Source organism: Mesorhizobium sp. M0664 (genome assembly GCF_040320565.1).
In the GTDB taxonomy this organism is placed as follows: Bacteria; Pseudomonadota; Alphaproteobacteria; order Rhizobiales; family Rhizobiaceae; genus Mesorhizobium.
Genome location: NZ_JAMYPW010000042.1, coordinates 52180 through 58482 on the forward strand (window position 1 = coordinate 52180; position 6303 = coordinate 58482).

The 6303-nt window shown below is 56.6% G+C and carries 3 protein-coding genes; all 3 read right to left on the reverse strand.

What is annotated here, in order from left to right; all coding sequences use genetic code 11:
• Positions 1-89: 89 nt before the first annotated feature.
• A complete protein-coding gene (locus NKI39_RS27010) occupies positions 90-917 on the reverse strand; it encodes a DUF4435 domain-containing protein (protein ID WP_352835659.1) in 828 nt (275 codons plus the stop codon).
• Between the two features lie 10 nt (positions 918-927).
• Positions 928-2214 carry an AAA family ATPase gene (locus NKI39_RS27015; protein ID WP_352835662.1) on the reverse strand — a complete coding sequence of 429 codons (1287 nt, stop codon included), beginning with the start codon at positions 2212-2214 and terminating at the stop codon, positions 928-930.
• A 327-nt stretch (positions 2215-2541) separates the two neighbouring features.
• Complete coding sequence (gene carB / locus NKI39_RS27020) at positions 2542-6045, reverse strand: carbamoyl-phosphate synthase large subunit (RefSeq protein WP_352816149.1); 3504 nt, start codon at positions 6043-6045, stop codon at positions 2542-2544.
• Positions 6046-6303: the final 258 nt, after the last annotated feature.

Below are 6303 nucleotides of genomic sequence, written 5' to 3' on the forward strand. Positions count from 1 at the left end.
TAAAACTCGGTCAACCGGGTCAACGCAAAGTACTTCAGCATCGACCCGCCGGCGTGCAGCTGTCGTTCCCGTGACGTACCAATAGACGTTCAGATTATCTTCTTCATGTATTTCAAAGTCTCTTTGAGTCGGGGATGAAGGCAGCATTCGGGACGATCAACTGTAGCCCAAAGCAATCTTTCGGCCTCTCCGTCCTTGACACCAAAGATATGAAGGAGTCTCTCGAATACAGAAATGACATCTTTTCCGTGAATGTATTCGTAGTGGTCGAGGTCATCGAGTCTTTCCTCAATACTCTTTGCTCCTAACAATACTGATTCTAGCCTTGACAGAGAGATATTTGAATTCTGAAGGAGTGCCCTAGTGTATCCTTCCAGATTAAATAAAAACATAGAGTCTTTGGTAATGTATCTCTTTAGACTGGTGCTCTTAAATGCAATTCTGGAAGAGGTTTCCTCGGAATAAATTCGGATCGACGCTATCCTTTTGCATATACTCACAATGAGTTTGAAAAAATTAGTCGAACTTTTTTCAGTGTTCAGCGAAAGAACAAATATTTTCTCAAGAGAGCGCTCACTAAAAATATAGCCCTCTATGTCTCTTCTGTCGGTATAAAATACGTTAGACAAGAGTTTCCGTTTGAGGAGGATATCGTAATCCGCATCGGCGAAAAACATTATCGCATCCGTTTGACCTTCGATCGTCCGTGCAATTTCGACCAATCGCCCACGGTTCCCGCCATCCACAGCCTCCGAGAAATCGATCGCGTCTATTGGGAGTACGCTAACATTAGAGTGGATTTCATTTCCACAAAGCCACGTTAGGAAGTTCCGGTTCCGGTATCCCTCGACAAAAAGATGTCGGCGCTCAGGATCCATCTGCACCGCAGTTAGATATGCGTCAATCTGACGTCTCAACACGGAATTCTCACCCCAGGTCAATCATGGCTTCACGATACGAAGATACTAAGTCGGGGGAGTGAGTGGCAAAGATGAAGAGCGGCTCGGCGCCAGACGCACACCTGATTAACGCAGAAACCAATTTTCTCTGCCATGCTATGTGCATTGACATCTCGGGTTCGTCGATCGCCAAAATCGTGCCCTTTTGTTTTGTAACAAGAGCAGAAACCATCAAATAAAGAAGATGATATTCACCAGAGCTCAAGTCACTTTCCTTAAGTGGTTTCTTTCCTGCGGTGGAAATTCTCATTCCCTCAACGCTGTCGATTCGGACCTCTTTTCCAACAAAGAATTCAGAGAGAAGTTTTTCAAAGGTGAGGAGCCGGTCTGCGACAAGCTTCCTTTCTTGCGCCCGCGATGCAAGATGTTCAGCATAAACTGAAAGAATTGTTAAAGAATTTTGCTTTGTACCAGGATGATTGTCAAGCAAATCTATCTTAGATACGATTTGACTATAGTCCCATTTATCACTCTCTAAACCAAATCTTTCTGTAATTTTATCTTGATCTATAACGAATCTAAGTTGTGATTTTAGTTTATCTTTCTCAATATCGACAGTTTCATGACCGCTGAGTTTTTCCAATATCTTTGGGAATAAGTCTGGCTCCGTGCTTGAAAAGAACTGTCGATAATTAATCTGGGCGGAGTTTATGAATTCCGCTACTCTCTTGTCGAGGCTAATTGATGAATCGCGCACCTTTTTCGACTTTATATTCAGTCCATTACTGACAATTTTACCTGACGGAGAGAAATAGTATTCCCTTGGCATAGCAAGCGCCTCTAGTTGCGCTTCAGAGAGTCTCGCTTCTTTGATTCGACTCAACCGCTCAATGTCAATGTACTCAAAAGCTATTCCCACAACATCTCTAAAAAATTCGTCTCGAAAATTCGATACAGCTAGTTGCTCTTCCTCTGTCAGCGCCCCTGAATGGTTGGGGTTTAACATGGCCTGATATTTACCATACGAAACTTTCAGATACTTCAATTTGCCGTCAGCGGTTTCAGATTTTACTTGAAGTGCTCTTTTGTTGTCGAAGGTTAGTTTTGCTTCTGAAAACGGAACATTCCTGAATGTTGTGAAGTCAAGCCGCATTATCCCGTCCAACATTCGGAGCAATGTCGTTTTTCCTACGCCATTCCTCCCATGAATGATGACGATCGCGGGTTGTTGCGCGACACCCGATGTGGTGGGAAAGCTGACCAGATGATCGTAAGAATTGAAGAGCCCCTTAACCTCAAACTGCTTGAGTTCCATAAGAGCATTCCCTTTCCTGAACGGCGCATAGGGGAAGCGACATCGCGGCAGCTTGTGTGACTTCTGCCAAGTATGAGATGTTAGGTCCTTCACAAAAGCAAGGCATGCAAGGTCCATTAGAAAAAACTCTTCCGGTGGCGAGCATTCCACTCGACAATGCCTTTTGCTGCGCAGGCACGTTCTAGGAACGAGGTGTTTCAAGATACCTGTCCGGTGTCGCGTTTTAACTTTCTCTGAAGGAAAGATTGGCCGGCGCGTAAGCGTGGCGATATGCCGGCAGCATCGTCGGCGGGACAGCCCCCACAAGGAGGGAGATTGGCTAATCGCCTACGCGAAGTACTCCTGCAGCGGCCGCACTTCCAAACTCCCAGCCCTCAACGCTGCAATCGCCTCCGCCACCGCAGCCGCGCCCGAGAGCGTCGTGTAATACGGCACTTTCTGCATCAGCGTGGCGCGGCGCAGCGATTTTGAGTCCGACACCGCCTTCTGGCCGTCCGTGGTGTTGAACACGATCTGCACCTGGCGGTTCCGGATGGCGTCCTCGATGTGCGGGCGGCCTTCCAGCACCTTGTTTATCTTTTCGGCGGCGACGCCGTTTTCGGCGAGGAAGCGGGCGGTGCCTGAGGTGGCCAGCACTTTAAAACCCTGGCCGGCCAAGCGCTTGACTGCCGGCAAGATGCCCTTCTTGTCCTCGTCGCGCACCGAGACGAACAGCGTGCCCGCGCGGGGGAGATCAACACCCGCCCCGAGCTGGCTCTTGGCGAAGGCCAGCGCGAAGTCGCGGTCGAGGCCCATGACCTCGCCGGTCGAGCGCATTTCCGGGCCGAGCAATATGTCGACGCCGGGGAAGCGGGCGAACGGGAATACCGCTTCCTTGACGGCGATGTGGCCGGGGTTGCGCGGGTCGGGCATGGCGCCGTAGTGGGCGAAGGCGTCTTCCAGGCTTTCGCCGGCCATGATGCGGGCGGCGATCTTTGCAATGGGACGCCCGATGGTCTTGGCGACGAAGGGCACGGTGCGCGACGCGCGCGGGTTGACCTCGAGCACATAGACGGTGCCGTCCTTGATCGCATACTGCACGTTCATCAGACCGCCGACATTGAGCGCGCGGGCGAGTGCGGCCGTCTGGCGCTCCAGCTCGTCGACAAGCTCCGATGGCAGCGAGTGCACCGGCAGCGAGCAGGCCGAGTCGCCGGAATGGATGCCGGCCTCCTCGATGTGCTCCAATATGCCGGAGACGTAGGTCGACCTGCCGTCGCAAAGGCAATCGACATCGACTTCGATGGCGCCTGAGAGATAGGTGTCGAACAGCAGCGGGTTCTTGCCGAGCAGCGTGTTGATCTGGCCGGTCTTGTCGTTGGGGTATTTCTGCTTGATGTCCTCCGGCACCAGGCCGGGCACGGTGTCGAGCAGATAGGATTGCAGCATGCTCTCGTCGTGGATGATCTGCATGGCGCGGCCGCCGAGCACATAGGACGGGCGCACGACCAACGGGAAGCCGAGCTCGCCGGCGACGAGGCGGGCCTGCTCGACCGAATAGGCAATGCCGTTCTTCGGCTGGCTGAGGCCAAGCTTGTGCAACAGCTTCTGGAAACGGTCGCGGTCCTCGGCGAGATCGATCATGTCGGGCGAGGTGCCGAGGATCGGGATGCCGGCCTTCTCCAGCGCATCGGCGAGCTTCAGCGGCGTCTGGCCACCGAACTGGACGATGACGCCGACCAGCTCGCCGGACGCCTGCTCGGCGCGCAGGATCTCCAGCACGTCCTCCGGCGTCAGCGGCTCGAAATAGAGCCGGTCGGAGGTGTCGTAGTCGGTCGAGACGGTTTCGGGATTGCAGTTGATCATGATCGCCTCGAAGCCGGCGTCGCGCAGCGCAAAGGCGGCATGGCAGCAGCAGTAGTCGAACTCGATGCCCTGGCCGATGCGGTTGGGGCCGCCGCCGAGGATGACCACCTTCTTGCGCGACGAGACCTGCGCCTCGTTGGCGAGCGCGCCTGCGAACGGCACCTCGTAGGTCGAGTACATGTAGGCGGTGGGCGAAGCGAACTCGGCGGCGCAGGTGTCGATGCGCTTGTAGACCGGATGAACGTCGAGTTTTTCGCGAATCTTCTGGATCTCTTCGACATCCTTCCTGACCAGGGATGCTAGGCGGGCATCGGAGAAACCCATCGCCTTCAGCATGCGCAGATTGGCGGCGTCCTCGGGGATGCCGTGCTCGCGGATGCGGGCTTCCATGTCGAGAATGCCGGCGATCTGTTCGAGGAACCACGGGTCGATCTTGCACATCGCGTGCACGTCTTCGAGCGAAGTGCCCATGCGGATCGCTTGCGCCACCATGCGCAGCCGGTCCGGCGTCGGCGTGCCGAGTGCGGCGCGGATGGCGTTGCGGTCGTCGACGTGGCTGGCAGCTGTCGTCCCATGGCCGATGCCGGGAATCTCGATTTCGTCCAGACCGGTCAGGCCGGTCTCCAGCCCGCGCAAGGCCTTCTGCAGCGATTCCTGGAAAGTGCGGCCGATGGCCATGACCTCGCCGACCGACTTCATCGAGGTGGTCAGCACCGGCTCGGCGCCGGGAAACTTCTCGAAGGCGAAGCGCGGGATTTTTGTGACGACATAGTCGATGCTCGGCTCGAACGAGGCCGGCGTTGCTCCGCCGGTGATGTCATTCTCGAGCTCGTCCAGCGTGTAGCCGACGGCGAGCTTGGCGGCGATCTTGGCGATCGGAAAACCGGTCGCCTTGGAGGCCAGCGCCGACGAGCGCGAGACGCGCGGGTTCATCTCGATCACCACCAGGCGGCCGTCGGCCGGGTTGACGGCGAACTGCACGTTGGAGCCGCCGGTCTCGACGCCGATCTCGCGCAGCACCGCGATCGAGGCGTTGCGCATCATCTGGTATTCCTTGTCGGTCAGCGTCAGCGCAGGGGCGACGGTGATCGAATCGCCCGTATGCACGCCCATCGGGTCGATGTTCTCGATCGAGCAGACGATGATGCAATTGTCGGCCTTGTCACGGACAACCTCCATCTCATACTCCTTCCAGCCGAGTACGCTCTCCTCGATCAGCACTTCGGTGGTCGGCGAGGCGTCGAGGCCGGACTGGACGATCTCGAAGAATTCGGCGCGGTTGTAGGCGATGCCGCCGCCGGTGCCGCCCATGGTGAAGGAGGGGCGGATAATGGCGGGCAGGCCGACATGGTCGAGCGCTTGTGCTGCAATCGCCATGGCATGGCTGATATAGCGCTGCTTGCGGTCGCCTTCGCCGAGGTTCCAGCGCGTTTCCAGAGCATCGAGCGCGGCGTCGAGATTTTCCGGCTTCTCGGCCTTCAGCGCGGCGCGCTCGGCCTCGTGCGTCTTGCGGTCGGCGTTCTTGACGTCGGTTGCGTTGGCCAGCATCGACTTCGGCGTTTCCAGGCCGATCTTGTTCATCGCCTCGCGAAACAGCGCGCGGTCCTCGGCCTTGTCGATTGCGGTGGCGTCGGCACCGATCATCTCGACCTGATAGCGGTCGAGCACGCCCATGCGGCGCAGCGACAGAGCGGTGTTGAGCGCGGTCTGGCCGCCCATGGTCGGCAGCAGCGCGTCCGGCCGCTCCTTGGCGATGATCTTGGCCACCACTTCGGGCGTGATCGGCTCGATGTACGTGGCGTCGGCCAGTTCCGGATCGGTCATGATGGTGGCCGGATTGGAATTGACCAGGATAACGCGAAAACCCTCTTCCTTCAGCGCCTTGCAGGCCTGGGTGCCGGAATAGTCGAATTCGCAGGCCTGGCCGATGACGATGGGGCCGGCCCCGATGATCAGGATCGACTTGATGTCGGTGCGTCTTGGCATGTCGAGGGTCCGTTCGGCGGGCGGCTTGCACAAAAAGCCGGACGGGATGACCCGGCCGGTTGTGCTCGCGATTCTGGTATCAGGCTAGGAGGGCCTTATAGGGAAGAGTTTTGCCGGATGTAAGCCCCTAAAATGGCAGGCAGTAGGGCAGTAGGGCAGTAGGGCAGTAGGGCAGGAGGCCTGTCTCCCTGAAGCGAATACTCGAAGACGAGAAGACGAGCCGTCGCGAAGTAGGGGAATCGCGCGGTAGGAGTGAAT

What these genes read in the sequence shown, in the direction of transcription:
- NKI39_RS27015 (WP_352835662.1), bottom strand. Translation starts at nt 2,214, where the DNA reads ATGGAACTCAAGCAGTTTGAGGTTAAGGGGCTCTTCAATTCTTACGAT.
- carB (WP_352816149.1), bottom strand. Translation starts at nt 6,045, where the DNA reads ATGCCAAGACGCACCGACATCAAGTCGATCCTGATCATCGGGGCCGGC.